Genomic DNA, 16969 nt, shown 5'->3' with positions numbered 1-16969 from the left:
ATAATTGATCCTTAAAGGAGTGCGGCACATGTCAAAAGGGCATTCGCTACAAGACCCTTACTTGAACACTTTACGTAAAGAGAAAGTTGGGGTGTCCATCTATCTGGTCAACGGGATCAAACTGCAAGGCACGATCGAGTCTTTCGACCAGTTCGTCATCCTTCTGAAAAACACCGTCAGCCAGATGGTCTACAAGCACGCGATCTCGACAGTGGTGCCAGTTCGTCCAATTCGTCTGCCTAGCGCAACCGAATCCGAAGGCGGTGACGCTGAACCGGGTAACGCCTGATAGGAGCCTCCTTTGTTCTTTGAGCGCCACGGTGGTGGTGAACGGGCCATTCTCGTTCACTTGGATGGACAGGACCCTGAGGCGCGCGAAGATCCGCAGGAGTTTCAGGAATTGGCACTTTCGGCCGGCGCCGAGACCGTCGCGTTTTTCAACGTGCCGCGTCATCGGCCAACCGCCAAGTTCCTGATCGGCAGTGGCAAGGTCGAGGAGTTGCGCGACCTGGTCAAGGCCGAGCAGGTCGATCTGGTGATTTTCAATCACATCCTCACGCCCAGTCAGGAACGTAACCTCGAACGTGTCTTCGAGTGTCGCGTGATCGACCGCACGGGGCTGATCCTCGATATCTTCGCCCAGCGCGCCCGCACCCATGAAGGCAAGCTCCAGGTCGAACTGGCCCAGCTTGAGCACATGAGTACGCGGCTGGTCCGCGGCTGGACTCACCTCGAGCGGCAGAAAGGCGGTATCGGCCTGCGCGGCCCGGGTGAAACCCAGCTGGAAACCGACCGACGTCTGTTGCGGGTTCGCCTGCGCCAGATCAAGGGGCGGCTGGAAAAGGTCCGCAGCCAGCGCGAGCAGTCGCGACGTGGTCGCAAGCGCGCGGATATCCCGACGGTTTCACTGGTGGGCTATACCAACGCCGGCAAATCGACCCTGTTCAACAATGTCACCCAATCCGACGTCTACGCCGCCGACCAGTTGTTTGCCACGCTCGACCCGACCCTGCGCCGGCTCGACCTGGACGACCTCGGGCCGATCGTGCTGGCCGACACCGTGGGCTTTATCCGTCACCTGCCGCATAAACTGGTCGAGGCTTTCCGGGCTACGCTCGAAGAGTCGAGCAACTCCGACCTGCTGCTGCACGTGATCGATGCCGCCGAGCCGGACCGGATGCTGCAGATCGAGCAGGTGATGGTGGTGCTGGGCGAGATCGGGGCCCAGGACTTGCCGATCCTCGAGGTATACAACAAACTCGATTTGCTCGAAGGCGTGGAGCCGCAGATCCAGCGCGATGCCGATGGCAAGCCGCAACGGGTCTGGCTGTCGGCCCGTGATGGCACCGGCCTGGACCTGCTCAAGCAGGCCGTGGCCGAGCTGTTGGGCAGCGATCTGTTTGTCGGCACCCTGAAGTTGCCGCAACGTTTCGCCCGGTTGCGTGCGCAGTTTTTCGAGCTGGGGGCCGTGCAAAAAGAAGAACACGACGAAGAAGGTGTCTGCCTGCTGGCTGTTCGCCTGCCTCGGGCGGAGCTCAACCGACTGGTCAGTCGCGAAGGGCTGCAACCGATGGAATTCATCGAGCAACACACTTTGCAATAAAAGCCTGAGAAAGCGGTGTCAGGCATTCTGTAGCATTGGTCGGCGCGCCGTGGGTGCGTCTTTGCTTTATCAGATGGAGAGCGCTATGGCTTGGAATGAGCCGGGTGGCAACTCGAATAATCAGGATCCTTGGGGTGGCAAGCGTCGTAACAACGGCGACCGCAAGGGGCCGCCGGATCTCGACGAGGCCTTCCGAAAGCTGCAGGAAAGCCTGAACGGTTTGTTCGGTGGTGGTAAAAAACGCGGTGACGAGGGGGGCGGTCGTTCGGGCAAGGGCGGTGGTTTCGGCCTGCTCGGCATCGGTCTCGTCGTGCTGGCGGCTGTCTGGCTGTACAGCGCGGTCTATGTCGTGGACGAGCAGGAGCAAGCCGTGGTGCTGCGCTTCGGCAAGTACTACGAGACGGTGGGTCCGGGCCTGAACATCTATTTCCCGCCGATCGACCAGAAGTTCATGGAGAACGTCACGCGTGAGCGGGCGTACACCAAGCAGGGCCAGATGCTGACCGAAGACGAGAATATCGTCGAGGTGCCGCTGACCGTGCAGTACAAGATCACCAACCTGCAGGACTTCGTGCTGAACGTCGACCAGCCGGAAACCAGCCTGCAGCACGCGACCGAAAGTGCCTTGCGCCATGTGGTGGGTTCCACCGCCATGGACCAGGTGCTGACCGAAGGTCGTGAACTGATGGCCAGCGAAATCAAGGAGCGCCTGCAGCGGTTCCTCGATACCTATCGCACCGGTATCACCGTCACCCAGGTCAACGTCCAGAGCGCAGCGGCACCGCGTGAGGTCCAGGAAGCCTTCGACGACGTGATCCGTGCCCGTGAAGACGAGCAGCGTTCGCGCAACCAGGCTGAAACCTATGCCAACGGCGTCGTGCCGGAAGCGCGTGGCCAGGCCCAGCGCATCATCGAGGATGCCAACGGTTACCGCGATGAGGTGGTCTCCCGCGCCAAGGGTGAGGCCGATCGCTTCACCAAGCTGGTGGCCGAGTATCGCAAGGCCCCTGAAGTCACCCGCGAACGTCTGTACCTGGACACCATGCAGGAAGTCTTCAGCAACACCAGCAAGGTCCTCGTGACCGGCAACAAGAACGGCCAGAGCAATCTGCTGTACCTGCCGCTGGACAAGATGGTCGAGAGCGGTCGCAACACCAGCACGCCACCGGCCAGTTCGGCGGCGGCCAGCAATGAGGTCGGCACCCGCGCGGCGGCGGACCTGCAACAACAGCAAGCACGTACCAGGGAGAGTCGCTGATGAGCAATAAATCGCTGATCGCCCTTATTGTCGGTGTCGTCGTGGCGATCGCTGCCTGGAACTGCTTCTACATCGTGGCTCAGACCGAGCGCGCGGTGTTGCTGCAATTCGGTCGCGTGGTCCAGGCTGATGTCCAGCCGGGGCTGCATGTGAAGGTGCCGTACGTCAACAAGGTGCGCAAGTTCGACGCCCGCCTGATGACGCTGGATGCGCCGACGCAACGCTTCCTGACGCTGGAAAAGAAAGCCGTGATGGTGGATGCCTATGCCAAGTGGCGCGTGAAGGATGCCGAGCGCTTCTACACCGCGACCTCGGGCCTGAAGCAGATCGCCGACGAGCGTCTGTCCCGTCGTCTGGAATCGGGCCTGCGTGACCAGTTCGGTAAGCGCACGTTGCATGAAGTGGTGTCCGGTGAGCGTGATGCGCTCATGGCCGACATCACCCGTTCGCTGAATACGATGGCGGAAAAAGAGCTGGGTATCGAAGTGGTCGATGTCCGGGTCAAGGCCATCGATTTGCCGAAGGAAGTGAACCGCAGCGTGTTCGAGCGGATGAGCACCGAGCGCGAGCGTGAAGCCCGCGAGCACCGCGCCAAGGGTAACGAGCTGGCCGAAGGCATCCGTGCCGACGCCGATCGCCAACGTCGGGTGCTGCTGGCCGAAGCCTATCGTGAATCGGAAGAGGTCCGGGGTGATGGTGATGCCCAGGCCGCTGCGATCTACTCCAAGGCCTATGGCCAGGATCAGGAGTTCTACGCGTTCTACCGTAGCCTGCGTGCCTATCGTGAAAGTTTCGCGAACAAATCCGACGTCATGGTCCTGGACCCAAGCAGTGACTTCTTCCGCTACCTGGAAAAGGCCAAGCCTTGATGCGACGTTGACCTGAAGCATTCCGCCCGGCGGCTAAAGCGTCGGGCGGGGTGATCCTTTGGGAAAACGTGTGTATGATGCGGCAGCCGGGAAATTCCCGGCTTTTTTGCGTCTGCACGTTTGATTGTGGTTTTGGTTGCAGGCGTCGGGTTGAACGACTCGACAGGTTTTTCGAGGAAAGTGCTGGGCGAGGCCGATTGCTGGCCATTCGTCACGTCGCTCATGCGCGTGTTTTGTGCGTAGGCCAAGTATTTTCTGCTTCACTCAAGGCTTGCCCGAGGGCTGGCCGCCCGGACCATAGGGGAATGGCGTAATGGCAACGGTAGACCGCTGGCTGCTGCCAGATGGCATCGAAGAAGTACTGCCACCGGAAGCTGCGCGTATCGAAGTGGCGCGTCGGCAGGTGTTGGATCTGTTCCAGAGCTGGGGTTACGAGTTCGTCGTCACCCCGCATATCGAGTACCTGGAATCCCTGCTCACCGGCGCGGGCCAGGACCTGGATCTGCGCACCTTCAAGGTGATCGACCCGCAGTCGGGCCGGCAGATGGGTTTTCGTGCCGACATCACGCCGCAAGTGGCGCGCATCGACGCCCATACCCTGCGCCGTGAAGGTCCGAGCCGCCTGTGCTACGCCGGCAGCGTGCTGCATGCCCAGCCGCGTGCCTTGTCATCCTCGCGCAGCCCGATCCAGCTGGGCGCCGAGTTGTATGGCGATGCCAGCCCGAGCAGCGACGTGGAAGTCATCAGCCTGATGTTGGCCATGCTGCAACTGGCTGACGTGCCTGATGTCCACATGGACCTGGGGCATGTCGGCATCTATCGCGGCCTGGCCCGTGCGGCCGGTTTGTCTGGCGAAGTGGAGCAACAGCTGTTCGATGCCCTGCAACGCAAGGCCATCGACGAAGTCATCAGCCTGACCGAGGGCCTGCCGGCCGATCTGTCGGGCATGCTGCGGGCACTGGTGGGCCTGTGCGGCGGACGTGAAGTATTGGCCGCTGCCCGTGAACGCCTGGCCCATGCGCCGGCACCGGTGTTGGCCGCGCTGGACGATTTGCTGGCGATTGCCGAGCGTCTGTCGGTGCGCTTCCCCGAGTTGCCGCTGTATTTCGACCTGGGCGAGTTGCGCGGTTATCACTATCACACCGGCGTCGTGTTCGCCGTGTTCGTGCCGGGCGTGGGCCAGTCCATCGCCCAGGGCGGCCGTTATGACGACATCGGTGCCGACTTCGGTCGCGCCCGTCCGGCGACCGGTTTCTCTACCGATTTGAAAACCCTGGTGACCCTGGGGCGTGCTGAAGTCGAGCTACCGTCTGGCGGTATCTGGATGCCTGACAGTACGGATGCGGCACTCTGGCAGGCAGTCTGTCAGTTGCGCAGTGAGGGTCAGCGTGTGGTCCAGGCCTTGCCTGGGCAGCCTTTGGCGGCCGCCCGTGAAGCGGACTGCGACCGGCAATTGATTCAGCAGAACGGGCTTTGGCAAGTATTGCCGCTGGCTTCTTGAGTTTTCCCGCCGGCTGCGGCCGGCACCAAGTTTGCGCGAATGAGGACAAGTGTTATGGGTAAGAATGTCGTAGTCCTGGGCACCCAGTGGGGTGATGAGGGCAAAGGCAAGATCGTTGATCTGCTGACCGAACATGCTGCCGCCGTAGTGCGCTACCAGGGTGGCCACAACGCAGGCCACACCTTGGTGATCGACGGTGAAAAAACCGTCCTGCACCTGATTCCGTCGGGCGTGCTGCGCGAAGGCGTCCAGTGCCTGATCGGCAACGGTGTGGTGGTTGCGCCCGATGCCTTGCTGCGGGAAATCATCAAGCTGGAAGAAAAAGGCGTACCGGTGCGCGAGCGCCTGCGTATCAGCCCGTCCTGCCCGCTGATCCTGTCCTATCACGTGGCGCTGGACCAGGCCCGTGAAAAGGCCCGTGGCGAGCTGAAGATCGGCACCACCGGTCGTGGCATCGGCCCGGCCTACGAAGACAAGGTGGCCCGTCGTGGCCTGCGCATCGGTGACCTGTTCCACCGTGAGCGTTTCGCCGCCAAGCTGGGCGAGTTGCTGGACTACCACAACTTCGTCCTGGTCAATTACTACAAAGAACCGGCCATCGACTTCCAGAAGACCCTGGACGAGTGCATGGAATACGCCGAGCTGCTCAAGCCGATGATGCTCGACGTCACCGCCGAGCTGCACGAGCTGCGTCGCGCCGGCAAGGACATCATGTTCGAAGGTGCCCAGGGTTCGCTGCTGGACATCGACCACGGTACCTACCCGTACGTCACCAGCTCCAACACCACTGCCGGCGGCATCGCCACCGGTTCGGGGTTCGGCCCGATGTACCTGGACTATATCCTGGGCATCACCAAGGCCTACACCACTCGCGTCGGTTCGGGTCCATTCCCGACTGAGCTGTTCGACGACGTCGGTGCCTTCCTGGCCAAGCGTGGCCACGAATTCGGTGCCACCACCGGCCGTGCCCGTCGTTGCGGTTGGTTCGATGCCGTCATCCTGCGTCGCGCCATCGACGTCAACAGCATCTCGGGCCTGTGCCTGACCAAGCTGGACGTGCTGGACGGCCTGGAAACCATCAACATCTGCGTGGGCTACAAGAACCAGGACGGCGCTGTCATCGACGCACCGACCGACGCCGACAGCTACATCGGCCTGGAACCCGTGTACGAGCAGATGCCAGGTTGGACCGAGTCGACCGTCGGCGCCAAGACCCTGGAAGAACTGCCTGTGGCCGCGCGCAACTACATCAAGCGCGTCGAAGAGTTGGTCGGTGCGCCGATTGACATTATTTCGACGGGGCCGGACCGCAACGAAACCATCGTTCTGCGTCATCCGTTCGGCTGATAAGTCTTTGATGTAAAACACAAAGGGCCCTCGCTGGGGCCCTTTGTCGTTTCTGCTTGCCGGACGGCACGACACTTGCTATGCAACTCTATTAAGGCACCGCTTTCCCGAGTGCCATCAAATTAATGGCGTTTGGTAGAGGGATTTCACGTGTCGGCCGTTCTCTCACTGTTACAAAGCCGTTTGCTGCGGCCTGTGTTCGTTACCCTGGGGGTCGCCCTTTTGGTGCAGGTGCTGGTAGCCGTTGCGCTGACCCGAAGCACCGTCACGGCGTTGGAAGCCGATCTGGGCGCGCGGTTGGGGGTGGACAGCCAGAAGCTTTCCGCTGAGCTGGAGCAGGCCGGGCGAGAGGTCACGTCGAGCCTGGACAGCCTGTCCGCCAATACCCGCCAGCGGCTCAATGCCGGCTTGTCTGCTCGCCTGAAGGACGAGCAGACGCAGTTGCGTGGGACCTTGGAGAAGGACTTGAGGGATTCCGCCAATGATATGGCGCAACTCCTGGCTTCCGTTGCACCGCGTGCCATGTGGGATAACGACGTGCCCACCCTCTCTGAATTCGCCCGTCGGGCCCAGCGCAATCCCAACGTGCTGTTCGTCATCTATGACGACGCCGCGGGTGAGCACCTGACGCGCTACCTGAACCGGGAAAACCCGATCAATAAGGCGCTGCTGGAAAAAGGCAAGGGCGAGCGGGCGTTGGATAAGGTGCTGGACGCGGCGAAGAACGATCCGTCGGTGTATTACCTCGAAGCCTCGATCAACCCCAATGGCGTCGAGATCGGCAAGGTCTTGATGGGGGTTTCCACGGCGGCCGTTGAAACCGACCTGAAGGCGCTGGACCAACGCTTCTCGGCCTTGATCGCCAGTAGCGATCAATTGGTCGGCGACAGCCTCAAGGGCGCGGCGGCCGACAGCGCCACTGCCATGCGCGGTCGTCTGGAGTCGGCTCAAGCCACGGCCACGCAGATGCAGACCAACACCGCCAGTACTGTGCAGGACGCTGCGGGCACCTTGCGCTGGCGCATCGGCCTGGGCCTGGCGCTGGTGGGCTTCGGCGTGCTGGTGTTGCTGGCCGTGGTGCTGGGGCGTCGGGTGGTCAATCGCTTGAAACTGCTGATCGCGGCCATGAACGACCTGGCGGCGGGCGAGGGCGACCTGACCAAGCGCGTGCAAATCAACAGCAAGGACGAAATCGGCGACATGGCCTCGGCGGTCAATCGCTTTGTGGATAAGTTGCAGCCCATCGTGCGTGAGGCGGGCGATGTGGCCCAGCGCACCGGTGTGGAAATCGGTGCGATGACCTTGCGCAACTCCGGCGCCGATGCGGCGGCCGGGATGCAGCGTGATGAAGTGGCCGAGAGCCTGCGCGCGCTGTCGCAAATGGCGGACGAGGCTCAATCGGAAAGCCAGGCGATGCAGGCGGCCCTGCAGCAAGTGGTGGAGATCCGCCAGGCCACCGATGAAAACACGCGCACCTCGGCCAAGGTCAGCGGCTTGATCGAAGCCCTGGCCGGCCAGGTCGATACCGGGGCGAAAGTGATCGAGCGGTTGGCGCAGCAGAGCGAGCAGATTGAAGTGGTGCTGACTGTGATTCACGGCATCGCCGAGCAGACCAACTTGCTGGCCTTGAACGCGGCCATCGAGGCGGCGCGGGCCGGGGAAACCGGGCGCGGTTTTGCGGTGGTGGCGGATGAGGTGCGGGCGTTGGCGAGCAAGACCCAGAGTTCCACGGGCGATATCCAGGCGCATATCGTGGCCTTGCAACAGGGGGCTCGCGAGGCGGTGGCCGCCATCGGCCAGGCCGGGCGCCAGGCCAGCGAAGGCTTGCTGGTGCTGCGTGACAGCGCGCGGTTGCAGCAGTCGGTGCAGGCGTCCGTCGAGCAGGTGCATGCGGCCATCGGCCTGGCGACCCAGGCGGCGGCTCATCAGGCCCAGGGCGCGCAAGCGGTGCGTGGGCGAGTGGAAACCATCCATGCCCAGGCTGAGAAAGCGGCCCAGGCCGTGGTCGAGACCACCGCCAGCGGCAAGGTGCTGGACAGCCTGGCGGCGCAACTGAAGGCAAGTCTGGGGCAGTTCAGGGCCTGATCGGGTGGTTGGGCTGGACCCATCACGAGCAAGCTCGCTCCCACATGGATTGCAGTGAACACAAAATCTGTGTGCGCTTGAGATCCACTGTGGGAGCGAGCTTGCTCGCGATAGCGATTTCAGCGACTCAGATATATTTCCAGAACCCAGAAATGCAAAAACCCGCTTTCGCGGGTTTCTGTGAGGTTCAAGGCCGTGACCTTGAAGCTTGAATTGGTGCCCAGAAGAAGACTCGAACTTCCACGACCTTGCGGTCACCAGCACCTGAAGCTGGCGTGTCTACCAATTTCACCATCTGGGCAGCATCTTCAGCGTTGCCGCTGTTGATGTGGCGCACTATACGGAGCGCGTTTTGATCTGTAAACCCCTGTTTTTGTTTTAGTAATTGCCCAGTGCAATTCCAGGGGGCGGAAATGCAAAAACCCGCTTTCGCGGGTTTTTGTTGAGCTGCCAGGTCATTGACCTGCTGCTCGAAATTGGTGCCCAGAAGAAGACTCGAACTTCCACGACCTTGCGGTCACCAGCACCTGAAGCTGGCGTGTCTACCAATTTCACCATCTGGGCAGTATCGGCAACGTGTGTACGTCGTCGATGGCGCGCACTATACGGAGCGTGTTTTTAACTGTAAACCCCTGTGGAGAAAAAAACCGCTAAATTTCACGAGCGGTGCTTTCCGGGGGCTTCGAAGGCAGGTCAAATGATCCTGGAAACGCTATCGGATGCTTGAAATTTCCCGTTTCATTAAGCCTATGCCAAACTAACCCGCATATAGACAAGGTGAAAACTCTCTAATGGCCGATTGGCAGTCCCTCGATCCCGAGGCCGCTCGTGAAGCGGAAAAATATGAAAACCCTATTCCTAGCCGTGAACTGATCCTGGCGCATCTCGCCGATCGGGGTTCGCCTGCTAGCCGCGAGCAGTTGGTCGAAGAGTTCGGTCTGACCACCGAGGACCAGCTCGAAGCCCTGCGCCGCCGTCTGCGCGCCATGGAGCGCGACGCTCAACTGATCTACACCCGGCGCGGCACCTATGCACCGGTGGATAAGCTCGACCTGATCCTGGGCCGCATCGCCGGTCACCGTGACGGCTTCGGTTTCCTGATCCCGGACGACGGCAGCGACGATCTGTTCATGAGCCCGGCGCAAATGCGTCTGGTGTTCGACGGTGACCGGGCCCTGGCCCGCGTGTCCGGCCTGGATCGTCGTGGCCGCCGTGAAGGCGTGATCGTCGAAGTGGTGTCCCGTGCCCATGAAAGCATCGTCGGTCGTTACTTCGAAGAAGGCGGTATCGGTTTTGTCGTGCCGGATAACCCGAAGGTTCAGCAGGAAGTGCTGATTACCCCGGGCCGTAATGGCGCCGCCAAGGTGGGGCAGTTCGTCGAGGTGAGGATCACCCATTGGCCAACCGCGCGCTTCCAGCCACAGGGCGATATCGTTGAAGTGGTCGGCAACTACATGGCGCCGGGCATGGAAATCGACGTTGCGCTGCGCACCTACGACATTCCTCACGTCTGGCCCGACGCTGTGCTCAAGGAAGCCGCCAAGCTCAAGCCGGAAGTCGAAGAGAAAGATAAAGAAAAACGCATCGACCTGCGCCATCTGCCGTTCGTTACCATCGACGGTGAAGATGCCCGCGACTTCGACGATGCGGTCTATTGCGAAGCCAAGCCCGGCAAGCTGCGCCTGTTCTCCGGCGGCTGGAAGTTGTTCGTCGCGATCGCCGACGTGTCCAGCTACGTGAAGATCGGTTCGGCCCTGGATAACGAAGCCCAGGTGCGCGGCAACTCCGTGTATTTCCCTGAGCGCGTGATTCCGATGCTGCCTGAGCAGTTGTCCAACGGCCTGTGCTCGCTGAACCCGAAAGTCGACCGTTTGGCCATGGTGTGCGAGATGACCATCTCCAAAACCGGCGAAATGACCGACTACCAGTTCTACGAAGCGGTGATCCACTCCCAGGCGCGCCTGACCTACAACAAGGTCAGCACCATCCTGGAAACGCCGAAGAGCAGTGAAGCCAAGGCCCTGCGTACCGAATACGCTGGCGTGGTGCCGCACCTCAAGCAGCTGTACTCGCTGTACAAGGTGTTGCTGGGTGCCCGTCACGTGCGTGGCGCGATCGATTTCGAGACCCAGGAAACTCGGATTGTCTTCGGTTCCGAGCGCAAGATCGCCGCGATCACCCCGACGACCCGTAACGATGCGCACAAGCTGATCGAAGAGTGCATGCTGGCGGCCAACGTGGCCACCGCCGAGTTCCTCAAGAAGCACGAGATCCCTGCGTTGTACCGCGTGCACGACGGCCCGCCGCCGGAGCGTCTGGAAAAACTGCGCGCCTTCCTCGGCGAGCTCGGCCTGTCCCTGCACAAAGGCAAGGACGGCCCGACGCCGAAGGACTATCAGGCACTGCTGGCGAGCATCAAGGACCGCCCGGATTACCATGTGATCCAGACAGTGATGCTGCGCTCCCTGAGCCAGGCGGTGTACAGCGCTGACAACCAGGGCCACTTCGGTCTGAATTACGAGGCGTACACCCACTTCACCTCGCCGATCCGCCGTTACCCGGACCTGCTCACGCATCGCGCGATCCGCAGCGTGATCCATTCCAAGCAGAACACCCCGCATGTCAAGCGCGCCGGTGCCATGACCATTCCGAAGGCACGGATCTATCCGTACGACGAAGCGGCCCTGGAACAGTTGGGCGAGCAGTGCTCCATGAGCGAACGCCGCGCCGACGAAGCGACTCGCGACGTGGTGAACTGGCTCAAGTGCGAGTTCATGAAAGATCGCGTGGGCGAGTCGTTCCCAGGCGTGATCACGGCAGTGACCGGCTTTGGTTTGTTTGTCGAACTGACCGACATCTACGTCGAGGGCTTGGTGCACGTCACCGCCTTGCCGGGTGATTACTACCACTTCGATCCTGTGCACCACCGCCTGGCGGGCGAGCGCACCGGTCGCAGCTTCCGCCTGGGCGACACCGTGGAAGTGCAGGTCATGCGCGTCGACCTCGATGAGCGCAAGATCGACTTCGGAATGCCTGACAAGCCCGCCGAAGCACCGACTGGCCGTAAAAAGCGTGGCAGCGAGACCGCAGCGCCTGCGACCAGGGGGAAAGGTAAAGGTGCTCCTGCAAAAAACGCAGAGCCTGAGCCAGCCAAGGCCGGTCGCCGTTCGTCTGTCAAGGACAAGGCTCCTGAAGCCTACCGCCCCAGCGACGCGGCGGCGAAAAATGCCGAGCTGCGCAAGAGCCGCGAATTGAAGCAGCAGTTGCTCAACGAAGCCAAAAGCGGTGGTAAAGCGGCGTCTGGGGGAAAGTCCCACGGGGCGGAAAAGCCGTCGAGCAAGCCGAGTAAACACCGTAAAGGCCCGCCAAAGGCGGGGTCGGCTCCCGCGAAAAGCGGCGGGTCGCGCAAACCTAAGGCCAAGTCATGAGTCTGGAAAAAATCTACGGCGTGCATGCCGTAGAGGCACTGCTGCGTCACCACCCCAAACGTGTCAAGCAAGTGTGGTTGGCGGAAGGTCGCAGCGAGCCGCGTGTGCAAGCGCTGGTCGAACTGGCCACCCAGAACAAGGTTGCCATCGGCCAGGCCGAGCGGCGCGAAATGGACGTGTGGGTCGAAGGCGTCCACCAGGGTGTGGTGGCGGACGTAAGCCCGAGCCAGGTCTGGGGCGAGGCGATGCTCGACGAACTGCTCGATCGCACCGAAGGCGCCCCCCTGCTGCTGGTGCTGGACGGCGTGACCGACCCGCATAACCTCGGCGCCTGTCTGCGTTCGGCGGATGCCGCCGGTGCGTTGGCGGTGATCGTGCCCAAGGACAAGTCGGCCACCCTGACGCCAGTGGTGCGCAAGGTGGCCTGCGGCGCGGCGGAAGTGATCCCGTTGGTGGCGGTGACCAACCTGGCGCGCACCCTGGAAAAACTCCAGCAGCGCGGCCTGTGGGTGGTCGGCACGGCGGGCGAGGCCGAGGTCAGTATCTATGACCAGGACCTGACGGGTCCGACGATCCTGATCATGGGCGCCGAAGGCAAGGGCATGCGTCGTCTGACCCGCGAGCATTGCGACTACCTGGTCAAGCTGCCGATGGCGGGCAGCGTCAGCAGCCTCAACGTCTCGGTGGCCACCGGCGTATGCCTGTTCGAGGCGCTGCGCCAGCGTAGCGTCAAGGCTGTCGCCAAAAAGCCCTGATCCAGACGCTTATCGAATGTGGGAGCGAGCTTGCTCGCGATGACGGTGCCGCCGTGACGCAAAAGTCGACTGGCACGCCGCTATCGCGAGCAAGCTCGCTCCCACAGTGTTTTGTGCAAGGTGAGGATCGGCGGTTGTTCAAATAATCGCCAATTGCCTTGCGCCGCCCTCGGCCCTTCTCTACAATTGCGCCCCTTGCTGTGATGGCAGGCACTTATGTGTCTAGCGTCCACAAGTCCATAAGTGTCATTCACTCCTTGTCTGACCGTTTTTGAGCGGCAGGCTACAACCCGTAAGGAGCATTCATGCGTCATTACGAAATCATCTTTTTGGTCCACCCGGATCAAAGCGAGCAAGTCGGCGGCATGGTTGAGCGTTACACCAAGCTGATCGAAGAAGACGGCGGCAAAATCCACCGTCTGGAAGATTGGGGCCGTCGTCAACTGGCCTACGCAATCAACAATGTTCACAAGGCTCACTACGTGATGCTGAACGTTGAGTGCACTGGCAAGGCCCTGGCCGAGCTGGAAGACAACTTCCGCTACAACGATGCAGTGATCCGTAACCTGGTCATCCGTCGCGAAGAAGCCGTCACCGGCCAATCCGAGATGCTCAAGGCTGAAGAAAACCGCAGTGAGCGCCGTGAGCGTCGCGACCGTCCTGAGCACTCTGACAGCGCCGATGGCGATGACAGCGATAGCGACAGCGACAACAGCGATAACGCTGACGAGTAATCCACGGACCTTTTAAGGAGCCAATCACATGGCACGTTTCTTCCGTCGTCGTAAATTCTGCCGCTTCACCGCTGAAGACGTGAAAGAGATCGATTACAAAGATCTCAACACTCTGAAAGCCTACGTATCCGAGACCGGCAAAATCGTTCCAAGCCGTATCACCGGTACCAAAGCTCGTTATCAGCGTCAGCTGGCCACCGCTATCAAGCGCGCCCGCTTCCTGGCCCTGCTGGCCTACACCGACAGCCACGGCCGCTGAGACCGGGCAGTCGACGAGTAGTAAGGGATTGAATGCATGCGCGCCTTAGCTGACTTCATCATGCGGGGACGTGTGCAGGCCACGTTGGTTGTGGCCGGATCCGCGGCATTGCCGCTGTTGTTCTGGTTGAGTGCCGCCGCTGGGTGCCTTGTGCTCCTGCGGCGCGGTTCGGACGCCTTGAGTGTCCTGGGTATCGGGTTGCTGTCAGCGTTGGTGAGCTGGTACTTCCTGAGGGACCCGACAACACTTCTGGTGTTGCTCGGGGCTGGTGGCCTGGCGTTGGTTTTGCGCGCCGGCCATACCTGGAACCGCGTGCTGCTGTGCAGCGTGGCCGTGGGGTTGTTGTGTGCGGTGAGCCTGGGAACTGTATTCAGTTCCTTCATCGAGTCACTGGCGCAGACGTTCGAACACGTCCTGCCGCTGGCGATGGGTGAGGTCTACGAGACATTCTCGGCAGATCAGAAGGCATTTCTCACCGCCCTGAGCGCTCCGCTGATGATCATTTCGATAGCGTCTTCGCTGCAGATCTTTAGCGTGCTGTGCCTGATTCTTGGGCGCTATTGGCAGGCGTCGTTGTATAACCCCGGTGGTTTCGGTCGCGAGTTTCGCGCCATCCGATTCCCCAAGAGCGTGGCGCTGTCACTGCTGGCCGTCATGTGTGTCGCTCCGTTTTTCGGGCTGCATGCACTGATCCTGTTGCCGTTGTGCAGTGTTGCGCTGGTCTTCGCCGGCCTGGCCCTGATTCACGGGCTGGTGGCGCAGAAGCGACTGGCCACGTTCTGGCTGGTGGGGATATACGTGACGTTGTTGCCTTTCATGCACTTGCTCGGTCCGTTGCTCGTGGTCTTGGCCATCGTTGACAGCCTGATTGATTTTCGCGGTCGTATGGCGCCGAAAGACGCCGACAACGCGAACGGTGAAGGTTAAAAGTTAGAGGATTTTCACATGCAACTGATCCTTCTGGAAAAAATCGCCAACCTGGGCAACCTGGGCGACAAAGTAAACGTTAAGGCCGGCTACGGTCGTAACTACCTGCTGCCTTTCGGCAAAGCCACCGCTGCGACCGCTGCCAACCTGGCTGCGTTCGAAGAGCGTCGTGCCGAGCTGGAAAAAGCCGCCGCAGACCGTAAGGCATCGGCTGAAAGCCGTGCTGCCCAACTGGCCGAGCTGGAAGTGACCATCACTGCCACCGCTGGCGACGAAGGCAAGCTGTTCGGTTCTATCGGTACTCACGACATCGCTGACGCACTGACCGCCTCCGGCGTTGAAGTGGCGAAAAGCGAAGTTCGTCTGCCGAACGGCACCATCCGCAACGTAGGCGAATTCGACGTAGCCGTGCACCTGCACGCCGAAGTTGAAGCCACCGTACGCGTTGTCGTGGTAGCAGCCTAAGCAACACCTGTCGGTTGGCACCCTCGGGTGCTAGCCGGTAACATCGGGCACGATCCTGTTTACAGGTCGTGCCCTTTGTCTTTCTGCAATTGCTGAATTTCATAACCAGACGTGGCCATGAACGAAATCACCGCTCCCGAGCAATATGATCTGCAAACCGCTGCCCTGAAGGTGCCTCCGCATTCCATCGAGGCCGAACAGGCCGTACTCGGTGGCCTGATGCTGGACAACAACGCCTGGGAACGCGTGCTCGATCAAGTCTCCGACGGCGATTTCTACCGGCATGACCACCGCCTGATTTTCCGTGCGATCGCCCGTCTGGCCGATCAGAACATGCCGATCGACGTCGTCACCCTGGCCGAGCAATTGGACAAGGAAGGGCAGACGTCCCAGGTTGGCGGCCTCGGTTACCTGGGCGAACTGGCGAAAAACACGCCGTCGGTCGCCAACATCAAGGCCTATGCGCAGATCGTCCGCGAGCGGGCGACCTTGCGTCAGTTGATCGGCATCAGCACCGAGATCGCCGACAGCGCTTTCAACCCGGAAGGTCGCACCGCCGCCGAGATCCTCGACGAAGCCGAACGGCAGATCTTCCAGATTGCCGAGGCTCGGCCGAAAACCGGCGGCCCGGTGAGCGTCAATGACCTGTTGACCAAGGCCATCGACCGCATCGACACCTTGTTCAACACCGATAACGCCATCACCGGCCTGTCCACCGGTTACACCGACCTCGACGAGAAGACCAGCGGCCTGCAACCGTCCGACCTGATCATCGTCGCCGGCCGTCCGTCCATGGGTAAGACCACCTTTGCGATGAACCTGGTGGAAAACGCCGTGCTGCGCAGCGACAAGGCGGTGCTGGTGTATTCCCTCGAGATGCCAGGCGAATCGCTGATCATGCGTATGCTGTCGTCCCTGGGGCGCATCGACCAGACCAAGGTCCGTTCCGGCCAGCTGGAAGACGACGACTGGCCGCGCCTCACCTCGGCGGTCAACCTGCTCAACGACCGCAAGCTGTTCATCGACGATACGGCCGGTATCAGCCCGTCGGAAATGCGCGCCCGGACCCGGCGCCTGGTGCGTGAGCACGGTGATATCGCGCTGATCATGATCGACTACCTGCAGTTGATGCAGATCCCCGGTTCCAGCGGCGACAACCGGACCAACGAGATTTCCGAAATCTCCCGTTCTCTCAAGGCCCTGGCCAAGGAATTCAACTGCCCGGTGGTGGCGCTTTCCCAGCTGAACCGTTCCCTGGAACAGCGCCCGAACAAGCGCCCGGTGAACTCCGACTTGCGGGAATCCGGAGCGATCGAGCAGGACGCCGACGTCATCATGTTCGTGTACCGCGACGAGGTGTATCACCCCGAGACGGAGCACAAGGGCATCGCCGAAATCATCATCGGCAAGCAGCGGAACGGCCCGATCGGCTTCATCCGCCTGGCGTTTATCGGCAAGTACACGCGCTTCGAAAACCTGGCGCCGGGTAGCTACAATTTCGATGACGATGAGTAAGCCGTTCGCTCAGTCGGATATTGCCTTTGTGGCGAGGGAGCTTGCTCCCGCTCGACTGCGCAGCAGTCGCAAAGCCAGCGAATGCGGTCTGCCAGGGTAAAAGTGGATACAGCTGTGGGGCTGCTGCGCAGCCCAGCGGGAGCAAGCTCCCTCGCCACAATTGATGTCTGTCTGGCTTTAATTCTGGGGGCGAGCCACAAAATCGATTTCCGACCATAGCCGT

Annotated in this window: 14 protein-coding genes, 2 tRNA genes and 1 pseudogene; 15 read left to right on the top strand and 2 right to left on the bottom strand. The window is 61.2% G+C overall.

Annotation, left to right across the window (positions count from 1 at the left end; all coding sequences use genetic code 11):
- Positions 1–28 precede the first annotated feature (28 nt).
- The 8 genes and pseudogenes from hfq (at position 29) to BLO80_RS30685 (ending at position 8663) form a co-directional block, all read left to right on the top strand.
- On the top strand, positions 29–289 hold the full coding sequence (hfq, locus tag BLO80_RS17710; RefSeq protein WP_003186419.1) for an RNA chaperone Hfq: 261 nt from the start codon (positions 29–31) through the stop codon (positions 287–289).
- Positions 290–301: 12 nt separating this feature from the next.
- A complete protein-coding gene (gene hflX / locus BLO80_RS17705; protein WP_092176183.1) occupies positions 302–1603 on the top strand; it encodes a ribosome rescue GTPase HflX in 1302 nt (433 codons plus the stop codon).
- A gap of 85 nt (positions 1604–1688) precedes the next feature.
- On the top strand, positions 1689–2861 hold the full coding sequence (gene hflK / locus BLO80_RS17700) for an FtsH protease activity modulator HflK (RefSeq protein WP_092333226.1): 1173 nt from the start codon (positions 1689–1691) through the stop codon (positions 2859–2861).
- Positions 2861–3730, top strand: a complete 870-nt coding sequence (gene hflC, locus BLO80_RS17695; protein WP_092333224.1) for a protease modulator HflC — start codon at positions 2861–2863, stop codon at positions 3728–3730. The genes hflK and hflC overlap by 1 nt, the downstream gene beginning before the upstream one ends.
- A gap of 313 nt (positions 3731–4043) precedes the next feature.
- Positions 4044–5231: an ATP phosphoribosyltransferase regulatory subunit gene (locus BLO80_RS17690; RefSeq protein ID WP_079301645.1), complete on the top strand. Its 1188-nt coding sequence runs from the start codon at positions 4044–4046 to the stop codon at positions 5229–5231.
- A 54-nt stretch (positions 5232–5285) separates the two neighbouring features.
- A complete protein-coding gene (locus tag BLO80_RS17685; protein WP_039592540.1) occupies positions 5286–6578 on the top strand; it encodes an adenylosuccinate synthase in 1293 nt (430 codons plus the stop codon).
- Between the two features lie 486 nt (positions 6579–7064).
- Positions 7065–7757: pseudogene (locus BLO80_RS30690) on the top strand (methyl-accepting chemotaxis protein); the annotation flags it as partial.
- Positions 7758–7778: 21 nt separating this feature from the next.
- Complete coding sequence (locus BLO80_RS30685) at positions 7779–8663, top strand: methyl-accepting chemotaxis protein (protein ID WP_371914581.1); 885 nt, start codon at positions 7779–7781, stop codon at positions 8661–8663.
- Positions 8664–8877: 214 nt separating this feature from the next.
- On the opposite strand, the gene BLO80_RS17675 is transcribed toward BLO80_RS30685, so the two are convergent.
- Together BLO80_RS17675 and BLO80_RS17670 are read right to left on the bottom strand one after the other, a co-directional pair.
- Positions 8878–8964 (bottom strand) — tRNA-Leu (locus BLO80_RS17675).
- Positions 8965–9140: 176 nt separating this feature from the next.
- Positions 9141–9227, bottom strand: a tRNA-Leu gene (locus BLO80_RS17670).
- 227 nt (positions 9228–9454) lie between these two features.
- On the opposite strand from BLO80_RS17670, the gene rnr reads away from it, so the two are divergent.
- From rnr to dnaB, 7 genes are all read left to right on the top strand, one after another.
- Positions 9455–12091 (top strand): ribonuclease R, encoded by a 2637-nt coding sequence (rnr, locus tag BLO80_RS17665; RefSeq protein WP_092333220.1) that lies wholly within the window; start codon positions 9455–9457, stop codon positions 12089–12091.
- The gene (rlmB, locus tag BLO80_RS17660) at positions 12088–12846 is read left to right on the top strand and encodes a 23S rRNA (guanosine(2251)-2'-O)-methyltransferase RlmB (protein WP_077506233.1); all 759 of its coding nucleotides are present in this window, start codon (positions 12088–12090) and stop codon (positions 12844–12846) included. Before rnr ends, rlmB begins: the two co-directional genes overlap by 4 nt.
- Before the next feature lie 305 nt (positions 12847–13151).
- Positions 13152–13580 (top strand): 30S ribosomal protein S6, encoded by a 429-nt coding sequence (gene rpsF, locus BLO80_RS17655; protein WP_003186395.1) that lies wholly within the window; start codon positions 13152–13154, stop codon positions 13578–13580.
- Positions 13581–13608: 28 nt separating this feature from the next.
- Complete coding sequence (rpsR, locus tag BLO80_RS17650; RefSeq protein ID WP_002551829.1) at positions 13609–13839, top strand: 30S ribosomal protein S18; 231 nt, start codon at positions 13609–13611, stop codon at positions 13837–13839.
- A gap of 36 nt (positions 13840–13875) precedes the next feature.
- Complete coding sequence (locus BLO80_RS17645; protein ID WP_092333218.1) at positions 13876–14766, top strand: YybS family protein; 891 nt, start codon at positions 13876–13878, stop codon at positions 14764–14766.
- An 18-nt stretch (positions 14767–14784) separates the two neighbouring features.
- Positions 14785–15231, top strand: a complete 447-nt coding sequence (gene rplI, locus BLO80_RS17640) for a 50S ribosomal protein L9 (protein WP_003186385.1) — start codon at positions 14785–14787, stop codon at positions 15229–15231.
- A gap of 117 nt (positions 15232–15348) precedes the next feature.
- Positions 15349–16746, top strand: a complete 1398-nt coding sequence (gene dnaB, locus BLO80_RS17635) for a replicative DNA helicase (protein WP_027911801.1) — start codon at positions 15349–15351, stop codon at positions 16744–16746.
- Positions 16747–16969 lie beyond the last annotated feature (223 nt).

Source organism: Pseudomonas sp. NFACC56-3 (assembly GCF_900100025.1).
Taxonomy (GTDB): domain Bacteria; phylum Pseudomonadota; class Gammaproteobacteria; order Pseudomonadales; family Pseudomonadaceae; genus Aquipseudomonas; species Aquipseudomonas fluorescens_AA.
This window is presented reverse-complemented; position numbering and strand designations above follow the sequence as displayed.

Excerpts from the sequence above, each read along its gene's own strand:
- hfq (WP_003186419.1), top strand. The coding sequence starts at position 29 with ATGTCAAAAGGGCATTCGCTACAAGACCCTTACTTGAACACTTTACGT.
- hflK (WP_092333226.1), top strand. The coding sequence starts at position 1,689 with ATGGCTTGGAATGAGCCGGGTGGCAACTCGAATAATCAGGATCCTTGG.
- hflC (WP_092333224.1), top strand. The coding sequence starts at position 2,861 with ATGAGCAATAAATCGCTGATCGCCCTTATTGTCGGTGTCGTCGTGGCG.
- BLO80_RS17690 (WP_079301645.1), top strand. The coding sequence starts at position 4,044 with ATGGCAACGGTAGACCGCTGGCTGCTGCCAGATGGCATCGAAGAAGTA.
- BLO80_RS17685 (WP_039592540.1), top strand. The coding sequence starts at position 5,286 with ATGGGTAAGAATGTCGTAGTCCTGGGCACCCAGTGGGGTGATGAGGGC.
- BLO80_RS30685 (WP_371914581.1), top strand. The coding sequence starts at position 7,779 with ATGGCCTCGGCGGTCAATCGCTTTGTGGATAAGTTGCAGCCCATCGTG.
- rnr (WP_092333220.1), top strand. The coding sequence starts at position 9,455 with ATGGCCGATTGGCAGTCCCTCGATCCCGAGGCCGCTCGTGAAGCGGAA.
- rlmB (WP_077506233.1), top strand. The coding sequence starts at position 12,088 with ATGAGTCTGGAAAAAATCTACGGCGTGCATGCCGTAGAGGCACTGCTG.
- rpsF (WP_003186395.1), top strand. The coding sequence starts at position 13,152 with ATGCGTCATTACGAAATCATCTTTTTGGTCCACCCGGATCAAAGCGAG.
- rpsR (WP_002551829.1), top strand. The coding sequence starts at position 13,609 with ATGGCACGTTTCTTCCGTCGTCGTAAATTCTGCCGCTTCACCGCTGAA.
- BLO80_RS17645 (WP_092333218.1), top strand. The coding sequence starts at position 13,876 with ATGCGCGCCTTAGCTGACTTCATCATGCGGGGACGTGTGCAGGCCACG.
- rplI (WP_003186385.1), top strand. The coding sequence starts at position 14,785 with ATGCAACTGATCCTTCTGGAAAAAATCGCCAACCTGGGCAACCTGGGC.
- dnaB (WP_027911801.1), top strand. The coding sequence starts at position 15,349 with ATGAACGAAATCACCGCTCCCGAGCAATATGATCTGCAAACCGCTGCC.